The 20,633-nt window shown below is 38.2% G+C and carries 12 protein-coding genes, 1 tRNA gene, 1 rRNA gene and 4 pseudogenes; 4 read left to right on the forward strand and 14 right to left on the reverse strand.

The features are described 5' to 3' along the window. Nucleotides 1-20 precede the first annotated feature (20 nt). Nucleotides 21-105: transfer RNA gene (locus GD630_RS02855), tRNA-Ser, on the forward strand. A gap of 487 nt (nucleotides 106-592) precedes the next feature. Here the strand turns inward: GD630_RS02855 and rrf are convergent. The 13 genes and pseudogenes from rrf to GD630_RS02920 form a co-directional block, all read right to left on the reverse strand. Beyond that, nucleotides 593-703 (reverse strand): 5S ribosomal RNA (rrf, locus tag GD630_RS02860). A gap of 27 nt (nucleotides 704-730) precedes the next feature. Continuing rightward, nucleotides 731-1,333, reverse strand: a complete 603-nt coding sequence (locus GD630_RS02865; protein WP_143867852.1) for a hypothetical protein — start codon at nucleotides 1,331-1,333, stop codon at nucleotides 731-733. A 290-nt stretch (nucleotides 1,334-1,623) separates the two neighbouring features. Next, nucleotides 1,624-3,252, reverse strand: coding sequence for a sel1 repeat family protein (locus GD630_RS02870; RefSeq protein ID WP_182505693.1), 1,629 nt, complete (start codon nucleotides 3,250-3,252; stop codon nucleotides 1,624-1,626). Nucleotides 3,253-3,957: 705 nt separating this feature from the next. Further along, entirely contained in the window at nucleotides 3,958-5,361 is a 1,404-nt protein-coding gene (locus GD630_RS02875) for a coiled-coil domain-containing protein (RefSeq protein ID WP_143867854.1), read from the reverse strand. 217 nt (nucleotides 5,362-5,578) lie between these two features. Beyond that, nucleotides 5,579-6,530 (reverse strand): annotated as a pseudogene (locus tag GD630_RS02880) (toprim domain-containing protein). 213 nt (nucleotides 6,531-6,743) lie between these two features. Then, nucleotides 6,744-7,820, reverse strand: coding sequence for an AAA family ATPase (locus GD630_RS02885; protein WP_143867856.1), 1,077 nt, complete (start codon nucleotides 7,818-7,820; stop codon nucleotides 6,744-6,746). A gap of 14 nt (nucleotides 7,821-7,834) precedes the next feature. Beyond that, nucleotides 7,835-8,143, reverse strand: a complete 309-nt coding sequence (locus GD630_RS02890; RefSeq protein ID WP_005856031.1) for a DUF3853 family protein — start codon at nucleotides 8,141-8,143, stop codon at nucleotides 7,835-7,837. Between the two features lie 269 nt (nucleotides 8,144-8,412). Beyond that, the gene (locus tag GD630_RS02895; protein WP_143867858.1) at nucleotides 8,413-8,979 is read right to left on the reverse strand and encodes a hypothetical protein; all 567 of its coding nucleotides are present in this window, start codon (nucleotides 8,977-8,979) and stop codon (nucleotides 8,413-8,415) included. Then, nucleotides 8,969-9,511: a hypothetical protein gene (locus GD630_RS02900; RefSeq protein ID WP_048698324.1), complete on the reverse strand. Its 543-nt coding sequence runs from the start codon at nucleotides 9,509-9,511 to the stop codon at nucleotides 8,969-8,971. Before GD630_RS02900 ends, GD630_RS02895 begins: the two co-directional genes overlap by 11 nt. Before the next feature lie 22 nt (nucleotides 9,512-9,533). Beyond that, nucleotides 9,534-10,574, reverse strand: coding sequence for a hypothetical protein (locus tag GD630_RS02905; RefSeq protein ID WP_143867860.1), 1,041 nt, complete (start codon nucleotides 10,572-10,574; stop codon nucleotides 9,534-9,536). A gap of 5 nt (nucleotides 10,575-10,579) precedes the next feature. Further along, the gene (locus GD630_RS02910; protein WP_143867861.1) at nucleotides 10,580-11,878 is read right to left on the reverse strand and encodes a PDDEXK nuclease domain-containing protein; all 1,299 of its coding nucleotides are present in this window, start codon (nucleotides 11,876-11,878) and stop codon (nucleotides 10,580-10,582) included. 69 nt (nucleotides 11,879-11,947) lie between these two features. Next, nucleotides 11,948-13,232, reverse strand: a pseudogene (locus GD630_RS02915) (phage integrase SAM-like domain-containing protein). A gap of 364 nt (nucleotides 13,233-13,596) precedes the next feature. Then, nucleotides 13,597-14,139 (reverse strand): annotated as a pseudogene (locus GD630_RS02920) (sensor histidine kinase); the annotation flags it as partial. Nucleotides 14,140-14,300: 161 nt separating this feature from the next. On the opposite strand from GD630_RS02920, the gene GD630_RS02925 reads away from it, so the two are divergent. Both GD630_RS02925 and GD630_RS21275 read left to right on the forward strand, forming a co-directional pair. Then, nucleotides 14,301-15,587 (forward strand): IS1380-like element IS613 family transposase, encoded by a 1,287-nt coding sequence (locus tag GD630_RS02925; RefSeq protein ID WP_005805709.1) that lies wholly within the window; start codon nucleotides 14,301-14,303, stop codon nucleotides 15,585-15,587. Between the two features lie 12 nt (nucleotides 15,588-15,599). Further along, nucleotides 15,600-15,824, forward strand: a complete 225-nt coding sequence (locus GD630_RS21275; protein ID WP_238482987.1) for a hypothetical protein — start codon at nucleotides 15,600-15,602, stop codon at nucleotides 15,822-15,824. On the opposite strand, the pseudogene GD630_RS21280 reads toward GD630_RS21275, so the two are convergent. Further along, nucleotides 15,776-17,881, reverse strand: a pseudogene (locus tag GD630_RS21280) (histidine kinase dimerization/phospho-acceptor domain-containing protein); the annotation flags it as partial. The gene GD630_RS21275 and the pseudogene GD630_RS21280 sit on opposite strands and share 49 nt — an antisense overlap. A 997-nt stretch (nucleotides 17,882-18,878) precedes the next feature. Here GD630_RS21280 and GD630_RS02935 point away from each other — a divergent pair. After that, nucleotides 18,879-20,633, forward strand: coding sequence for a helix-turn-helix domain-containing protein (locus tag GD630_RS02935; protein ID WP_143867865.1), 1,755 nt, complete (start codon nucleotides 18,879-18,881; stop codon nucleotides 20,631-20,633).

Genomic DNA, 20,633 nt, shown 5'->3' on the forward strand with positions numbered 1-20,633 from the left:
ACTTCTGATAAAGGAGTTTTGGAGAGGTGGCAGAGTGGTCGATTGCGGCGGTCTTGAAAACCGTTGAAGGTAACACTTCCCGGGGTTCGAATCCCTGTCTCTCCGCAATGAACGCTGAAAATCAGCAAATTGCAAAACAAACACCCAATTTTACACCCAAGAATGTAAAATTGGGTGTTTTTATTTTATTTAAGGCTTGAAGTCTTTTTTCGATAATATCTTATGCTTAGAAGGGTAATAAAAAGCAATTGGGAGGAGCGAATCCTCCCAATTGGGTTATTTCACGTTTTCCATCGTTAGGATACGGAATTACCTTTTCCTTTTAGGTTTGTATTCTACGGTTTTACCTTCATTATATTCACAAAGTGTTTTTTCGATAGCACATATAGTTGATATCACTTGTTCCGCTTGCTACTAACTTGGACATTGTTGAAACTAGTGATAGTGACCTATCGCCAGTGTAATATTCATCAATACTGTCAGAATACAAACTTCCAATCTACTTGGGGTCTTCTTTATCCATGAAGACCCCTTCTAAATTAATTCTTTAAACGTCATATTACTAAAATTTAAATGTTAATAAAGTAAGAATCTTTGGCAACTTCCTACTCTTCCACAATGATGCAGTACCATTGGCGTAAGTGAGCTTAACTTCTCTGTTCGGAATGGCTAGAGGTGTATCCTCACCACTATGGTTACCATTTATATTACCAAGCTTAAATTTAATTATTTATTTCTTAGTAGGATATCTTTTCATTAGTTCACTATTGATTTTATTCCAAAAAGACGCTAAAAATTCACTGAATAGAATAAGAGAATCATCAATTTCCCCAAAAGTTGGGGTGTAATGCTTGAAATCAATTTTTACAAATCTAGCGTAAAGAGTTTCAGGAAAAAATATTTTAGTTCTCGGATAATCACATTTTAACATTTCTTTAATCTGCCATTTGTATTGGTCAACTCTAAACATAAATTGTTCTGAATTTGATTGACTGTATTTGCCGGTGTTACGTACTGCTTGATAAATGCTAGAATAGAAACTGTCTCTATTAGAATGCTTGTCTAAATAGCCATGATTTACACCATAATCTAATAATATCCAACAGCAAAACATATAAATTTCATCTTTCTGGTATACTCCATTGTCTAACTGAGGAGCTGTTCGAAGAAAATAATTCGTCCAATCGGATGCATTCTGAATCATTTCTTCTGATGAGTAATCTTCCGTCTGTTTTGTCCGTTTTTCTATAGGAGACATAGTCTGAGCAGAAGTTTGCTTTTTAGAAATTCGGAGCTTGTTTTTAGAACTAAAAATCAAATTAAAAAATTTCATATGATTAGTATTTAAATAGTGGGAAATAGTTGAGTATATAATATCAATGCATCACTAAATTTTATATTTCGTGAAAAAAGTTTTTGCTTAAGGCATTCACATCCAGCCCATAATGCTCCGCATAACATATCTAATGGCCACCAGACGAATGAAATAATAGCCAATAAGAAGATGATGTCAGAGATTAGCTTGACTATGCAATTTAGAAAATATGAAATCCACCCCTCAATTACACAAGGCAGTTGTATTAGGGATAGTATTAGGATTAATAACATTCTCATCTGCTTATTTTATATGAGCTGCAAATTTTGTTGAGCCATTGAAATAACTTCGTAAACATCAATTCCATGACGATAATGGCTTTTTTCTGCGATAGCTCGATTAAACAATCGTTTTGCTTGTTCTAAATTACCTTCTTTCATGAAAATAGCTCCCAAATTATTTTCTGCAATATTGCTATTCCAATACAGTGCTTTATTGTATAGCTCTTTGGCTTTAGATAGATTTGCAGTACAACCATACCCGAAGTGGTAGCGAATGGCCATATTTATAATTAGAACTATTTCTATTTCACTTGTTGGTTCTTTTATCCAAGTTATAGCTTTTTTATTCCAAGCAAAGCCTTCTTCATAATCTTCTACTATGGAAAGATTAAAACAGGCGTTCAGACTTCCTGCTTCTACTCCTTTTTGGAATATAGTTTTATTGCCACCGTTGTGGAAGTCATCAATTATGGCGAGATTATTGTAAGCATCAGGATAACCTTGTTTTATTAAAACTAAATATTCATTCTTTGCTTTTTCTATTAAATCATTAGTTTTGCCATCATTATATTTTATTAGTAAAGGTATTATCTGTCGCATCGATATTGATGTTAGCAAATTTCCTTGTTTATCTCTAATGTCATCAATAGCTAAATTTTTACTATAAATTTGTTGGTAACAGATTGGAAGAGGTGATTGTGAATAGCCTGTACCTATATGTATAAAACCTTTCGGAGCTTTTGTTGATGTGTGATTCTGATATGGACTAATATAAATATGTCCCATGTTTATTCCGTCTTTGGTTGTAATGCGGTAAATATCAATAGGAGAATCAATATTGGGTGCGTGTGTTGATCCTAATCTGTTCCAACGTAGTTCGTCACCTTTTAATGTACGCAATTGGGATAGGTAGGCTTCATTGGCTAAGATTCCTTTTACTGGTACTGGATTAGTTTTTGTTAATCCGAACTCACCATATCCGTTAGGTATCTTGTTTTCGGTACATCCATTATTGATGTTGCCGTTTATAAAATTAAGGATATATTGCAGCTCAGAATCGTTTGTTTTCTTATTCTTTCCCATTGCTTTTTTGGCTACGAACTGATATATCACAATGATGGATGAGCGGTCAAGGCTATTCTGTGGACGTTTTAATACGCGTGAAACAATTCCATCCTGACTTTTGTCTGTTGATAATAAAAAAATAGAAGATATATATAGTAATGTATTCTTTACATCCTCAAAAGAATACTTTTCATGCAATGAAGTTTGTAGTAATTGGGTCTCTTTTTCAATTTGTTTTGTTCCTCCGGGAAATAGGTTCTTGTTTATTTCTTGCATTACTCCTTTCAAAGCGCTAGCTTTATCAGTTGCTTTCCTTTCTTTCCACAATATTATGACTAGTATGATAGCAACAACTATATCTACTACACTCCAAATTTCTCGCCCCAATGTAATCTTAAAAAATGGTTGAAATAATAAGGCTAGACACACCCATAAGTAAGTTGTCGTATTGTTTTGTTGTTTGTAATGATGGTATGCCATTATTGTAAAAACAACTGTAGCCAAATATCTAACTAAAATGAAATATCCATAAGGCATTGGGAATAGGCATAATAATAATGCCAAAATTAAGATAACTTGTATAGCTTTCATGACCTTTGTATGAATTTGATTTAAGGGCGAAATATAAGTCCCAAAATAAGAGTTATTATACCTATTATTAGAGCGATAAAAGCATCCATCCCCAAGCCCTTACCACTTGCCATTCGTACTAAAAAGAATTTAGTTATGATTGGTCCTAAAATATAAATGCCTGCTATGTTTATGAGAAACATCCAATACCAAGTTACATTAAAAATTAAACATTCGGGTATTACCGCTAGAATAAACCCACTAATCCAAGGTATAGAAGATAATAATGGGGACGAAAGATATCCGGCATAAGATAACGGATCACCATTTTTCAACGTCATGTGACATCCATATACTGAAATGAAACAAATGATTGAAATGATTAAACAAATAGTAGAAAACATAGAATTGATTTTTTGTCAATGTTCTCCCCAGCCCCACGGAGAACGTCATTTTATTAAATCACGAAGCGTGGTGCTGACTATGCCACGTCTTAGTTTGAAGGTCCTGAGAAAACCTGAGATACAGATATGGATATAGTAGCCCACGCTATAGCGTGAGAACCACTACGCTCTCCTTGTATCTCATTTTGAAAGTTTCTCAGGTTTTCAAACTACAAGATAAGCATAACGCTTCTTTCTTTTCTAATATGTCTTGGAGAGAGTTGGCTCAATCCGTTTACAAAGATAGTGAATTTTATTGAGATATAGTCAAATATTATCAAGATTACATCTTGAGCCCTCTATTTTTTCTTGGTTCTTCTGTCGTGTGACGTAAACTTTGCCATAATTTTTCCATTTGTTCCTTGAACCAATCTCCAATTGGTTTCTTGTTTATGGTTAGCACAAGTTTACTGCTATCGGTTGGACTTTTTTCTACCTTGAAAATATCGTTCTTGATGTCAAACTTTCGTCTGTGCTCTTCGGAATAGATTTTTCCATTACATCTGATGGCTTCTTTCTTTGTCAAAAGACAATCTATCATATCTTTGGTAAATCCAATAACTGTGCACAGTTTTTCCATTCTCAACATTTCTTTGAGCATCGGGAAACAGTTGAATGCCTTTTCAAGCAAGGTGTTCAGTCTTGATATTTCCCTGTCTTTGGCTTCAAGTTCTTGGTTATGTATTCCTTGAAGATTGCGTATTTGTTTGCCGTGCTGTTCCTGTATTTGTTGCATCTTGGCTTTTAGTTCGTCAATACCCTTATTGCGCTTGACCACTTCCTGACGCAATTTCTCGTTGGCTTGTTCCAGTTCTTTCAACTTTCCACTTCCGAAAAGAGAACCAACTCCGCTTGCAATGGCAGTGGCAGCATCAGTGGCTACGCTTTTGAGTTTGTCCGTGCGTATTTCCGATTTTACCAGTTTGAGTTCTTGTTCGGCAAGACTTACCTGTTGTTCCTTGTGTCGCTTGGTTTCATCTATACGTTGCAGTTCGGCTTTCTGTTTCTCGATGATGAAATCGTTTCGTTCCAGATGCTCCTTGCCTGTAACAGCCTTTGATTGTCCACGCTCCATTAGGAGAATGTCGGATGCTAAAGTCTGCATTTCCATCATATCATTGTCATTGAGCTTTTGGCTCTTGCCTGTGTCGTGGTTCATCCAGTCGAATACGATGTGTGCGTGGTAATTCGGCTTGAACCATTTTTTACCTACTTGGAAACTTTCCTTGTCCTCTGCATTAGACTGTCCGTTCAGCCAATGCCCTTCATCTTTGTGCAGGAAGATTTGAAGCGGAGTGATGCCCCATCGTCTTTGGCATTCCTCGCTAAATTTCTTCACGTCTGCCAATGTGGTGTCCGGTTTGATGAGCAACACGCCCTCACGGATGGGCGAGCATCCTGCCACTTTTATGATTTTTCCGTTCTTTCCTTTGCGCTCCCGCTCTTTCTCCTGCATGGCACGACCTGTCTTTTCTTTTACCATCCGTTTAATGTTGTCGTAGTGTGTTTGTAAATTCGGATTGCCGAAGTCCGGGTTTATCCATTGCTTGTTGTCAGCAGATAGTTCGGGTACGATGTAGATTCTGGACTCTCCGATATTACGCATATACTCGGCAGTCCTCCTGTTGTGAGCCTCGCTTGATTTGGTGTTGCAAGGTTTGATATGTATGCTTGATTTTGTTGCCATACTACTATTCAGATTTATTGTTTACGATAGATTATTTTGTTCGCTTTCGCAGAGGGGTTCTTAGGGGTGTAACCCATAAGCGGAGTTTCCAAAGAGAGGGTCACTCTTTGGTCTGGGTTATCAGGGGAGAAACGCCCTGAGTGGGTCATTAGGGCAAAGCCCTAATCCCCTCGGGAGAGCCCACAACTACGAAAGCGAAGCGTGTAGTTATAGTGGGCTATAACCGAAAGCCGTTTTTCTTTTTCGGTGGCCGGCTGTGCGTCTCCTTTGCAGACCGGACTTGCCTGTTTCTTTCAGTCTGCTTCTGTAAGTATTCGTTCAAGTCCTTGCATCCGCTGTAGGTCTGCGAAGCGTCACGGATGTATAAGTCCCTGCCGTATTCCATACGTATTTGTTGGAGTGCTTCCATTCCTGCACGGTCATTGTCAAAGAAGCAATGGATGCGCTCGTAGCTCCCCAAAGGATAGAGGGCTTTGGAAATATTGGCTACGGAGTTCAGCACCATATAATCTTGCCTGTCCAGTTCGGGATATTTCGGGCAATTCTCCAATCTCAAAGTAAGGAATGAAAGATAGTCCATAAATCCCTCGAACACATAACACGTTTCCCTCGCTGTTCCCGGCTGTCTGATGTGGGAAATATCTTTCGGTGCGATACAACCTTTGAAATATCGGTTGCGGATTTCATACCCATCCGATACATTGGGAAAGGCAATGGCGAAATACCGTTTGCCGTTGTTGGTGAAGTGCGCTTCACTGCATTCTCTTTTCGCCAGTGCAATGTTTATTCCCCTTTCCTGCAAATAGGTGAGCAGGGCAGGAGAAGAAAGCGGTACAATCTCCAGCTGTTGGAAACTTGGCTCGGAAGATGACTGCTTGCCAAAAAGACACGGGGCGAATATTGGGTGTCTGTTCTCCGATTCTTTGCAGGAGATATGGCACATGGTCGGAACAATAAAGTTCCTGTGCCAGTGCGATGATATTCCCACCCTTTCCGAGTGCAAAATCATACCATTGGTTACGCTCTGTATTCACCTTGAACGAGGCTTCCGTTTCTTCCCTTAGCGGTGACTTGTACCACAGGTTTATGCCCTGTTGCTTGACTGGAGAAAAGCCCAGACTGTGCAGATAATCTGCTATCTTGATTTGTTTCGCTGTCTGTATATCCATAAAATGATAGGTTTAATGATAATTGAGTTGGTTTATTTCTCTTTTCGCCCGTACCTCTTTATGAAGTACGGTCTTTATAATCACTTCACTTTATTTTCGTATATATAGAGTACGGTAATAAAGTGAAGCGGTTTTGCCACATTCCGCAACCACTTCGCTTTATCCCTAATATATAGACCACCGGAATAAAGTGAAGCGATTGCAAGGCGTGGGCTAATAGTGGAAGTCGGGCATGAACGTGTACTTCCTGCCGTTCTCCTGCACTATCATCCGTTTGTTGCGAAGCATGGTGATGAGCGATACCGCCTTTTTGTGGTTCAACTTTACACCCACCGACACATAAGTCTTGATTAAGGTGTCTTCCAGTTCCTTGTAGCCGTATTCCTCTTTCAGTCCGAAAACAGCTTCCAGTGCGATGCGGTGCTGTTGTTCGGTGATATGCCTGTAAGGGTCGAACTTTTCCTCTTCCGGTCTTCCCGGTTTCTTGGCTTCGGGCTTGTAACCCTCCAGCAGTTCAGGCAGGGCATTGTCATTGATGCGGAATGAAAAAGGCTCGAAGTCCATTGCCCGTATGTGCATGGCTGAAACATTGCTTATATCTCCATTGCTCTTGTCCTTTTCCACAAGGAGGACTGTTTCCGCCTTGTTGTTCAGTTCCGTGCCGATATGCCCCCTTGCGTTCTCATCGCCCTTGTTTTGGTGGAGTATCGTATGGATATGTATCTGCCTGTCGTCCGTCCATTGCATCAGTTTGGATATTATGCGTGTCGATTCACCGGGACTGTTGATGTCATATACCATGTCACGGATGCCGTCAATAATTACAAGGGCTATGTCAGGTGTGTTGTAGATAGCCTGTTCGACAATCCTGATACGCTGTTCGGGCGTGTATTTCCTCAAAGCGAGAAATTCAAGATTCTCATTGTCCCTGTCATCGGGAAGCCCTGCCATCCGTAAAATACGTTTCATAACTTTCAGGCAATGATAAGGGCTTTGTTCCGTGTCCACATAAAGGATTTTCCGTTTGTCTTCCGGAAGTTCCGCCACATATCGCAATACCGTACCATTCTTCAATGCGGCGGCTACGATAGCAGACACATTGAACGTCTTTTTACTTTTGGCTTTGCCGATGGATGCGCTGAAATTCCCCAATGTCCCAATGACGGAATCATGTACTTTGAGAATTTCAGGTGCTTTCTCGTAACTTTTCGACAGGCTCAAACGTGAGGCTTGCCAAAGGATTACGGCTTCTTCTGCCGATATTTCCTTAATCTCTTTCATATAATCCATAAGTAGCCCTCCCGTTATTTTCGTCCTCCGGTTTTCTTTCCAGCCAGTTCAAGGGCAAGTTCCGCATCCACGATAATCTTGCGCCCTATTTGCGTAATGGCTTTATCTATCTTTCCGCTTTTCTTTATACGGTTGGCGGTGGGCAGACTGCACCCGAACAATTTGGCAATACCAAGTATTCCGTACACATATTTTCTTTCTGTATCCGTGACGGGCTGCGGTTGCGCTTCCGTTTGGTTGGAAGCGTGTTTGCTTAGAAATATGAACTCTTCGCCTGTCATCTGCCAGACGGGTTTTAATAATAACTCTTGAAGATTTGTCATCGTCCAATCTATTTAGTCGTTAAACAATCAGCCCTGCGCACTGGCTGTTATTTCTGTTCTCGAACGATGCAAAATTAGGTATGGTTATAAGTGGTAAGGATGTGGATGGTATAAATAGGATATTGCGCTATCTCATTAAATATCAGATAGAAAAAATACCACTCAAAAAATATTTTGAGTGGTAAAAGTGGAATTTTTGTGAAACATCAATGAATATCACAGATTAGCAGAAAGAATCGTGTTTGTTTATGAATCTTTTTAATATGTGGTCAATCAGGATTATGTTTGAATCTAATATTTAAAATTTCTCTCATTTTGTTTATTTGTTCTTGCGTTGCTTTACCTAGTTCTTTTCTTGGAATTTTCAATCTGCGCATCTTGTTCTTAATGATTCTACTTAATGTTTTTTCCCATTTGGGACTAATGCCAGTATCAGGAATTTCTATTATAATATGGTCACTCATTTGAGAAACCTTTTCGCCTTTATGTCCATAAGCGATTCTTAGGCCTTTTGATTGAAAAATGGCATCAATAATAGAATAATGATTCTTCAAAGAAAATACAATGCTAAAATTATAATCTATAGGTTTATAGAATCTTATATTTAAGATCCATCTATCGGCATTAAATAATGATGATAATGTTCCACCCCACTGAACTTCAACATCTCCCATGGATATATTGGAATGTAATTTAATGATTTCTTTTATATAATCATCTTCTTTAGAACTGATTACTATAGAAGGTATTAATCGCCCATCTGCGTAATCTCGACTTGCAAATAACCCTTCTTCATTGATATTATATATTGGTGTTGATATTTTTTTAATCATCATAATGAATCTCTTTGATTAATAAACTTTCCGCTTTAGATACGTTATTCTCTACATCTTGAACAATTATTCTATATCTCTCAATGCGTCTATTTTTTAAAATTTCTGGAATTTGAAAAATAACCCAACCATATTTTATATCCTTAGGTTCTAGTCGAATATTGTTATCATATTTTTCAATTTGAGAGTGGTATTTTTTATGAAATAAGTTTTTATCATGTGATAATTTTATAGTTCTTATAATACCGTTCTCTATGTAATCTATTTCTAATTTGGGTAGAACTGTATTTCTATAAGAAGATTTGTTTTTTATCGTAATACAAAATACAGCATGTGTGTGTTTTGAAGAATTATATGATATTCTATAGCAATTCTCTATATAAACAGAGAAATTTGGCTTTTTGGATATAAAATCTTCTTTGTCCATCCTATGCTTTTGATTTGAAATTATTATTTGTCTCATTGTGATAAAAAGTGTAATAATGCCTATAATTATGCCTATTATTACATTATTTTCTTGTATTAATTCCAACATAAGCTTAACGATATAAATAATACTACTTATTTAAATTAAATATACATTTCATTTCTTTGGCGAATTTCTGGTTGCTGTCACTTGGAAAATCGGAAACGGGTTCTTTGTACTTCGACCTGTAATAGTTCTCGTCAATATCCAGTAGTTTCAATATCTTGTCTCGCCATTCATCCCTGTATTGCTTGGATAGTTTCTCGCTCATCAGGAATATCAGGTAACACACCCGTATCTTTTCCCTTGCCTTGATCTTTAATCTGTTCTTGCAGGGGTGCAGATTTATACTGGCATGGAAGTCCGATATGGTAATGGCTTCGAACTGTTCCCCGACACAGGTTTCATGAATGGACGAAAGCGACTTCATGTCAAAATATTCATGTTCTTCTTTCGAAGTTTCCTGCACCTTATCTTGTTTGGCTGGTTCTTCCTGCTGTTTCTCTTCCACATTATCATCAGGAAGGTACTTTTTCAGGACTTCCATAAAAAGAAGGCTTAGGCGGTAAACATCACCGGAAAGGTTTTCTGTATATTGAAAAGCCTCTTTCCTGTCTTGCTTTTGCAGTTCATAGAGTTTATCCAATTCTTTCTTTTCCTTGTCGTATTCAGCCTTGCAGCGTTCATATTCCTTTTCTGCCTGTATTTCTTCTTCGTCCGTATGCTCCCGAAAACCAATGAAATCATATCTGTGGTATGTGTCATTCAAAGGCTCGTGCAGCTTGGTGGTAATCTCCAATTGGTCTCTAATTGCAGAATTACGCCTGTCTGCGTAGTGAAAACACACACGCTTTATGATGTCATCATTCAGCGGTTTTGTTTCATAAGCCCGTATATTCTTTTCTATTTCGATTTTCAGACTGTTGAGAATCAATGTGTATTGTTCTTTCTGCTTGTCAAGTACCAGTTCAAGGATAGCGGCTTCAAAAGCCTTTGTATCATTGTGCTGCCGATAAAAGTCGGTAATGAATTTCTGCTTATCAAAAGAAAAAGCATAATTGGTTACCCAATCATTATATATCCTGTTGAGTTCTCCATATTGGGGAATCAGTTTGTTTATTTCTCCTGCCATAGATTTCAATTTTGGGAATTATTGTCCTTGTCAAGGAAAGATGTCAGTTCTTCTTCCACCTCTTCCACGCTTGGCAAGGCTGATTTAAGGTTTTCGGGTATAGCCTTGCTCAACTGATAATCACTGATGCCTATCGGCTGGTCGTAGCCTGTCAAGGCGTATTGCGCTACTACCTCATCTTTCCCTTTGCACAGCAACAGCCCTATGGTTTTGTTATCATCCTTTCCCCTCAGTTTGTCATCCACCACATTGATGTAGAAATTCAGTTGTCCTGCATACTCCGGCTTGAATGGAGTAGCTTTCAGTTCTACAACAATGTATGCGTGTAGTGGGATAGAATATAGAATCAAGTCGGCAAAGAAATCGCTATTGCCTACTTGAAAATGCTTCTGTCGGGCAACGAAAGCAAAACCATTACCCATTTCCAACAAATAACGGGTAACGTGCTTTACCAGTTGCTCCTCTATGTCTCTTTCGTCTGCCTTTTCTTTCGCTCCTGCCAAGTCGAAGATATACGGGTCTTTCAACAGGTAATTGGCAAGGTCGCTTTGTGGTGCCGGAAGTGTGGCTGTAAAATTGTTTATCTTGTTGTTGCTGATTTGTCTGTTATATAGGTTGGTCTCAATTTGTATTTTAAGAATATTGCTGCTCCAGCCCATTTCTACCGATTGCTTCATATACCAATATCCTATGCCTAACGGTAATGCTCCGTCAAGTATGACCATTTGGCTTGCCCAGTTTATTTTGGCAACAGGGGAGGTCAGGAAAACTTTTTCTATCTCCCTAATCTCCATCCTGTAAATGGCAGAAACTGTTTTCTCCACGTCCTGAATTTGCGCAGGAGCCTCCTGCGTAAATTCTAAAGACTGGCAATCAACAGATTGTATTTGCGCAGTAAGTTCCTGCGTAAATCGTCCGTTGTTTAGTTTCAATATTTCATCTGTAACATTCTGTATGCTTGGAACAGATAGTCTTGCATCCGTGTCAATGAAACTTCGTAGCACGTTCAGCGGATATGACCGTGCGAATTGGCACATATAGGTAAGGTTGCGTTCCGAATAGCCTTTCTTTTCAGGATAATTGAAACGGATAGCCTTTGCCAGTTGCTTGATGATTTTGCTTCCCCAGCCTTGCAAGTTCTGATGATACAGGATATAGTTGCCCATTTTCCAGTAATGGAACAGCATTTGCGCATTGGCTGCGGTAATCAGCCGGACTTGCGCCTGTTCTATTTCCGAACCGACAGCATGAACAAATGCGTCAAAGTTCGTTCTTTCTATATGATGTTCTTTGTTGTTTTCCATGTTTCAATGTCTATTGTTGTCGCAAATATAATTCAAATAGCGGATAATCTATGAAACTGATTGATACTTTTATAGTTGGTTAAACTTGTTCATGGCATTTGCCTTAATATCATCCGCTATGTCAATATAGGGTTTCATGGCTTTATAGTCACTATGCCCCGTCCATTTCATTACTACCTGTGCCGGAATACCGAGAGCCAGCGCATTGCAAATAAATGTTCTTCTTCCTGCATGGGTGCTTAGCAAAGCGTATTTTGGGGTGACTTCATCTATACGTTCATTCCCTTTATAATATGTTTCCCGTACAGGCTCGTTGATTTCTGCCAATTCCCCCAGTTCTTTCAAATAATCATTCATTTTTTGGTTACTGATGACAGGCAATGCCATGTGGTTTTCAAAATGGACTTTCTTGTATTTTTCAAGTATGGCTTTGCTGTGGTCGTTCAGCTCAATTATCAGGCTGTCTGCCGTTTTGACGGTGGTAACTTCTATGTGGTCGGGTTTCACATCGCTTCTTTTCAGATTACGAACATCTGAATATCGTAGGCTTGTGAAGCAACAGAACAGAAAAACATCCCTGACACGTTCCAAATATTGTTTGTCTTTTGGTATCTGGAAATCTTTCAGCCTGTTCAATTCGTCCCAAGTCAGGAATATCACCTTTTTAGAGGTGGTTTTCAATTTGGGTTTGAAAGTATCGTATGCCATGTTCTGATGATGCCCTTTCTTGAAGCTCCAACGCAGGAACCATTTGAGGAATCCCATCTGCTTACCGATGGTGCTGTTCCTCATGTCCTTTTTGTCACGCAGGAAATTTACATACTCGTTCAATCCGAACTCGTTGAAATATTCAAAGGTTACATCTTCCTTGAACTCTTTGAGGTGGTTTTTCACTGCTGAGAATTTCTCGTAGGTGGATGCCGTCCAGTTATTCTGATTGCCACACTCCTTTACAAACTCATCGAATACCTCCCAAAAAACTTATCTGTGTTTCTTCCTGCTGCTCTTCGTTGGCATCTTTCATCCGCAGGTTGAACGCATCCTTTAGCTGTTGGGTGGTCGGCATGGCTTCCTGTACCTCAAACTCCTTGAACACGTTTTGAATCTCGGCATAATATTTCAGCAAGTCCGCATTGATTTCGGATGCGCTTTGCTTTAGTTTGTTGGTGCATCCGTTCTTTACCCGTTGTTTGTCGGCATCCCATTTGGCTACGTCAATCCGGTAGCCTGTTGTGAATTCGATGCGTTGGCTTGCATATATGACACGCATGCGGATGGGTACGTTTTCCACGATTGGCACACCGTTCTTCTTCCGGCTCTCCAATGCAAAAATGATGTTACGTTTGATATTCATAATTGGGTGTGTTTGAAATTCTACACCCAAATATACACCCAATATTTGGAATAGCAAAAGGCATTTAGAAAGATTTAGATTTACTCTATACTTTAGATAGCATATGATTATCAGTGATTTGCGATTTTGTGACATTTCTTGAAAGTATAGGTTCAAGAGCCTGTCTCTCCGCTGGAAAAGTACTAGTAATCAGTATTTTATAAGGATTACACCCAATTTTACATTTCGATAATGTAAAATTGGGTGTTTTGTTTTAGTAAAGGTTTGAAAATCTGTTTTCCAATGAGCCGTGTCTTATTGGGAGCAAATTTAATCTCCCTAATTACAGTTGAAGCATTTCTTGGGGATCTAAAGTAACAGGCACTGGAAGGTATGGAATCGTAAACCAGAACGTACTACCTTTTCCTTCCCCCTTTGATTCTACACCAATGTGACCTTTCATTTTCTCAATGACACTTTGACTGATTGATAGGCCAAGTCCTGTTCCTTGAACAAAATCATTAAGCTTAGTAAAGCGTTGGAAAATACGTGTTTGATTTTCTTTTGAAATACCGCATCCGGTATCGCGTACAAAAAAATAAATTTCATTCTCATGAAGTTCGTAACCATATGTTATACTTCCCTTGTCTGTAAACTTACAAGCATTGGTAAGCAGATTAATAATTACCTGCGAAAGTCGATTCGGCTCTGTTTCGATACAGCAGTCAACCGCTCCTAGTGTATAATTTAATACAACATCCTGATGTACTTTCATGCGCATTGTTACTTCTATTTCCCTAATCAGTTCATTCAAGTCTGTTGGCTTATAAATAAAATCAAGAGCATTAGCTTCCACCTTAGCCAAATCAAGAATATCTTCTATTAATTGCAGTAACAGTTGATTGTTATTCTCAATGATATTGATGTATCTTTGCTGTTCTTCTTTATCCTCCCTTAATTCCGCAACACTATTATAAAATATTTTTTTTAAGTACCTGAGCAACAAAAAGTTGCTCAGGATTTTGCCATGTCAGAGGATTCACTTAACTTAGTGTTGCAAAAAAATAATCAAACAAAACCTCATCAGGCATGGCAAAAATACAAATAAAATCCGAGAAGCTCACTCCTTTTGGAGGAATATTTTCAATCATGGAGCAATTTGACTCCACATTGTCATCTGTAATCGACTCGACACTCGGTCTAAGGTGTAGCTCGTTCGGTTATCAGTACAGTGAAATCGTCCGTTCCCTCATGAGTATCTACTTCTGTGGTGGCTCATGCATTGAGGATGTCACTACTCATTTGATGAACCATCTCTCGCTCCATCCGACACTTCGTACTTGTAGTTCTGATACTATCCTCAGAGCGATAAAGGAACTGACGCAAGGAAACATCTCATACACATCAGATACGGGTAAGAACTACGATTTCAACACGGCTGACACACTCAATACCTTACTGCTCAATTGTATGTTTGCATCCGGCCAACTGAAAGAGGGCGAGATGTATGATGTTGATTTCGACCATCAGTTCATAGAGACTGAGAAGTATGATGCAAAGCCTACATACAAGAAGTTCCTTGGTTATCGCCCTGGCGTGGCGGTTATTGACGACTTGATTGTTGGCATTGAGAATAGCGATGGTAACACCAACGTTCGTTTTCATCAGAAGGACACGCTGAAGAGATTCTTTGAGAGATTTGAGCAGAACGGACTTACAATCAATCGTTTCAGAGCTGATTGTGGATCATGTTCCGAGGAAATCGTGGAGGAAATAGAGAAACACAGCAAATCCTTCTATATCCGCGCAAACCGCTGCAGTTCGCTCTACAATGACATCTTTGCTCTTAGAGGCTGGAAGACTGAGGAAATCAATGGCATTGAGTTCGAATTGAACTCTATTCTTGTTGAGAAGTGGAAGGGTAAAGCATACCGACTTGTGATTCAAAGACAGAAACGGATGGACGGTGTGCTGGATCTTTGGGAAGGAGAATACACATACCGTTGTATCCTGACTAACGACTATGAATCTTCCACAAGAGAAATTGTCGAGTTCTATAACCTTCGTGGAGGAAAGGAACGTATCTTCGATGATATGAACAATGGTTTCGGGTGGGACAGATTGCCCAAATCCTTCATGGCAGAGAACACTGTGTTCCTTCTTCTTACGGCACTTATCCGTAATTTCTACAAGGCCATTATCCACAGACTTGACGTAAAGAGGTTCGGACTCAATGCAACAAGTCGCATAAAAGCGTTTGTCTTCAGGTTTGTCTCTGTACCAGCCAAGTGGATCAGAACATCAAGGCGGTATGTGCTGAATATCTATACCTGTAATAATGCTTACGCAGATATTTTTCAGACTGATTTTGGATAACGCCTACAACTTATGGGTATGATACTGCGTATTGCCTCAAGTCGCATAGTGGGGCAAGGGGATATTGTGGGCAGAAGTGGGTATTTCAGCCTCAATTTATCTGCTAATTCAGTGATGAGAGGACGTTTAGACGCAAGAAGGACGCTGAAGAGCTTAGTTGCGGATTTGAGGTCCTCTATTGCAGTCAAAAGACTGGAAAAACCTACGATTGCATTTAGTGGAGTACGAATTTCATGACTTATATTGGCCAGAAATGCAGACTTCAAACGATCAGCTTCTTTTGCCGCCTCTTTAGCGGCAATAAGTCTGGCTTCTTGTTTTTTTCTTGAAGTTATAAGAAGTAAGGAACCTATTAGTTCTTTTGGTTTCAACTTTTCATCATATTTTGCCACAGACGCATTGACTTCAATCCACTCTATATTGGTCTTACCATTGTTTTCTGATAAAATCCGGAATTCTCCTTTAGCGTATTGTTTAGTACCATCACGTAAGTCAATATAGGTTTGCTTGACATATTCCAAATCTTCAGGATGAATCCTTTTGAAGTATTCCTTGTCTTCAATGGTATGTGTATATATGGTTGATTCTGGACGTTCCGGAGAATCTATGTGCCGCATTGTTCTATTTGCCTCACAGGTAATCGTGTGTCTTTTCAGGTCCCATTTCCACGGAATGATATGAGCTACCTCCAAAGTCATCTCCAGTGTTTTCGTAGTTTCTTTCAGAGAGTTTTCCGATTTTACCTTATCTGTAACATCAATACCGAAGAACTCCACTTCATCATTATTCAATGTCTGACACACAAGAAAATCATAATAGGTGTCTGTTTTTGCAAAGTAATATGTAAACTTGATATTCTTTTTCGTTTTGCGTACATTATTAAGTAATCCGATAATGTATTCCATATCAAATAAGCTATTCTGTTCTTCGGTATCCGTATTTTTTGCAATCAGCTTGCTTGTTTCGTGGTTTTCTGAAACGAAATCTATGTTTATCAGTTTTCCGGTTTTGTCTGTTTTCAATTTTCCTGTCATATAACATATAGGCATATTGTCCACCATTCTATTGCGAGATGCCATGTATGTCATTTTCTTACGTTGGAATATCATGAAAATTCCCAATATGAATAGAATGGCTACCAATACGATGCTGCTTATTATAATTTGCCAAAAATAGCGTTTCCAGAAACTTTCCGGTTTGTTTATGAAAACAGTGTCTTTCGGGCAATTGTCTACAAGGAGTCCATACGACTTCAGTTGCAGATAATCTACTTTCGGATATTTCATCGTGGGATACGTAAAAGGGATATTACGCATATTTTCACCTGCCACCATTCTTCGGAATACGCGAATAGAATTTTGTAAGATCTCCTGTTGGTCGGCAAAGTATCCACCAGTAGCTCCTCCTGATTCAAGATACTTTTCTTTCAAAGAGAAAATCGGGCGAGGAGATGAGGCTATCAACTTGAAATCTCCCGTCACTAGCATAGGATACCCAAACGCACTCGGACGAGAATAGTACCATGATCCTAGCAGGATTCCAACAGATTGATCAGAGGATATTAAATATGTCTGTATATTTTTTCTGGAATTTTCCGAAGCAACCAGCCATTCATATTCAAGTAACGGATATTCTAGAGTAAGATATGCCTTGATTTTTTCATTCAGCTCCATATTACCGGCAAGGTTATCAGACGCAAACACCAGTTTCTTCATGTCCGGTTGCATCCTGACCATCATATCAATCGTTTCTTTGTATAATTCCGGAACCTCAATATAGGTAAAGTTGTATTGTTCCCGTATGTCTGACAAATGTATTTTCGTTGCACTCGCTGTGACTTTATTTCCTGATAGATATTTTTCATTTAATACAATGTTATCGTTTGCTCCTATAAGCAGCATCGGAACATCGCCCCATTCATTCTTGATTTGGTCCCTTAAAGAGAATGCCATCCTTCCGAAGAGAATAAGATAGTCCGGTTTGTTATTCTTAAAACGGTTGAATATCTGTTCCTTGACTAGATTGTACAAAGAGTCGGTTTGAATAAGTATAGCATTCATGTGAACCAGGTCATAATCCAGATTTTCAGTATTTGCAGCTTCTATCAAATACTGGGTAATATAATTTTGTACCCATGGCGCACTTTCATTATATGAATTGATGATAAGTAGTTTTTGGGACTGAGATGCAGCACATAACGGTTGCCACGCAAAGGTTATTAGACAAATGCTGACTCCTAATATATGTTTGTTGCGTTTAAAAAAACATTTAACAATATTATTATATAATGCCATGATTCTAAATAATATATAGTTCTAATTGTTTCTTTGTGATAGATGATAATTGCTTATATTTAATCTATTAATGAGTTATCGTGTGACAAAATTAAAACTGTTTCACTTTTTGCCATGATTTTATCTGTTTGGGTATGTTAATAGTTGTTTAATATTTGACTTTTGGACAAATATCATTGAAAAAAGAACAGATTGAGAAGTATGGAGATATCAGGATAGTATATTTTTCATGTAACTTTTTTCTTTTTATGTGGTTATATGTATTTGGTTTTTTAATAGTGTTATCTCCTATTCATATTTATTCTTTCTTTTATACAAGTGTTTTATAGATAACAGTTGCTTAAGGTAATTATTTTTCTTAATTTTATTCTGAATTAGAATTGGCTATTGTTATTATTTAACATCGATTTCCGTATATGCTCTTAAATAGTGTCTATGCCGTTTTATTAAAATAGCCTTCACCTTTTCACTGCTATCTCCTATTCATGGGTGTTAGCGGGTGAAGGGGGGCTCCTTCAGCAAGTATACATAGCAATATTATGTTCCAAAAAGCAGCTGGATTTTCTCTTGATATATTATGCTTATCATTACCGTGATAAGAACTTATCATATTTATGATACTTACTTATCACAATAGTGATAATACCTTATCATTTTAATGATAAATGAGAAATCTAGGCGTTGGAGTTATGTTTGATCAAGATGTAACTGAAACAAAATGATACACATCAGAACTGTGAAAGCTGGGTGAAGGGGAACACCTTCACCCGCTAATGCCCTAGCGACGGGAGATACAGAAAAAAGGTGAAGGGGGACGGAAGATTGCAACTTATTGGGAAGGAAAGACGTTGTTTGCATTACTGTATATAAAGCGTTGTTTACATTGCTTGAATAATAAAATGCTAATGTTTCTTATTTTTACCTTGTGAAACAAAATATTTTCTTGACTTTTTAATAATAAGAATTACCTTTGACAGATAAAATGATGGTAAACGCTATGAGGTATATACGACTTGGGGTATGTATATGTATTCTTTTATTTGTGCATAACCAGATTTTAATGGCCGATGAGGCCGTAAATACAGATTCTATAACTACTGAATATATAAGGAGTATTTATATTGAGAAGCCGAAATGTGCTTTGAAACTTTTAGATGTAGCGGAGAATAAAAATTCTATGCCTTTACGAGTTATAGACGAATTACGTAGCTTGTCATATCGTAATCTGTTTATGAATAAGCTTGCGTATGTATATGCAAGAAAGTCTTATGTGCTTGATTCTGTATATCAAAAGGATCCTGAACACTTATTGAAAATGACTGTTTATTTGGCGGAATTATCTTTCTTGATGAGTAAATATAACGAGAGTATGAATTATGCGCTTGACGGGATTGCCCAATCAAAAAGGTTGGAGGACCGCGTGTCCGAAGCCCGGTTGTTATACTGCATTGGAGAGAATAACCGTATGTTGTCATTTAAAGATAAAGCGTATGATTATTTTGATTCTGCTATCGATTTGTTGAAAGGGAGAAAAGGCGTAAAAGAGATAGGAATGCTCTCTTCTTTCTATGGAGGGAAAATGAGTTATTTAATGACTGACTCTTTGTATGAGGATGCGTCAGTTATGGCTTTGGAACGTGAAAAGCAGATAAAAAAATTGGAAACTTTACCTGATGTTCCGAAAGGGTTGGTTGATATGCAATATGGTTATCTGTATTCCAAGTGGGCATATAATTGCTATATGGAAAAGAAATATGAGCAGGCGGAAAAGTATTTTGCTATGTATCAATCGACTGAATACTCCCGTACGCCTGATGGAAAAATGTATTCAATTCCTTATTTGCTGGTCTCCAAGCATTACAAGCAAGTGATTGACAACTGTCAGGAGTTTAAAGAACTGATGAGGAAACAACAGGATACTATCAATACACAATATATGAATGTGCTTGAAAGAGAAGTGCAAGCTTATATGGGTATGGGAAACTATAAGGAAGCGGCAGTTTTGCAGGGAGCTATTATAGCCATAACGGATAGTATTAATAACAGGGATAAAGAGAATGCGGCATTAGAGCTGAATACGATGTATAATACTTCTGAAAAGGAGGATTATATAGCAAAACAAGCATTCCAATTGAAAATCAGAAACATAACGTTGACCTTTTTGACGTGTATTACGCTGTTGGCTTTGTTTGTATTATGGCGTATGTGGCGCTTCAACCATATTATCAGATATAAGAATAAAATCCTTGCTAAGTTTATAAACGAGAGATTGGCCAGGAAGAAAGACGGTCAGTCACTGAATGTTGATGAACAGCTTATGATCTCGCAAGATATAGAAGATGAAAGCATTTTGTTTGACAACCAAGAGGAGGTCGCTGATGAAGCCAGTAAAGTGAGCGGGGAAGAAGAAGAGAATAAAAAAATATTTGTTGAATTGAACCGTATTGTTGTTCAAGACCAGTTATATCTTTCTTCAGAATTGTCGAGAGAAGATCTGGCACAACTCGTACATTTGAATAACGCACGTTTTGCCCGAATGATAAAAGAATGTACCGGCACTAATTTTAATGGATATATCAATGATTTGCGTATAGACCATGCAATTAAATTATTAAAACTGCATCCTAATTATACGATACGTGCCATAGCTGATGAAGCCGGATTCAACAGTACCCCGATATTATATAATCTTTTCAAGAAAAAGACAGGCATGACTCCGTACGAGTTTAAGAAAGCACAAGAATCTCTTTAA

Source organism: Bacteroides zhangwenhongii, assembly GCF_009193325.2.
In the GTDB taxonomy this organism is placed as follows: Bacteria; Bacteroidota; Bacteroidia; order Bacteroidales; family Bacteroidaceae; genus Bacteroides; species Bacteroides zhangwenhongii.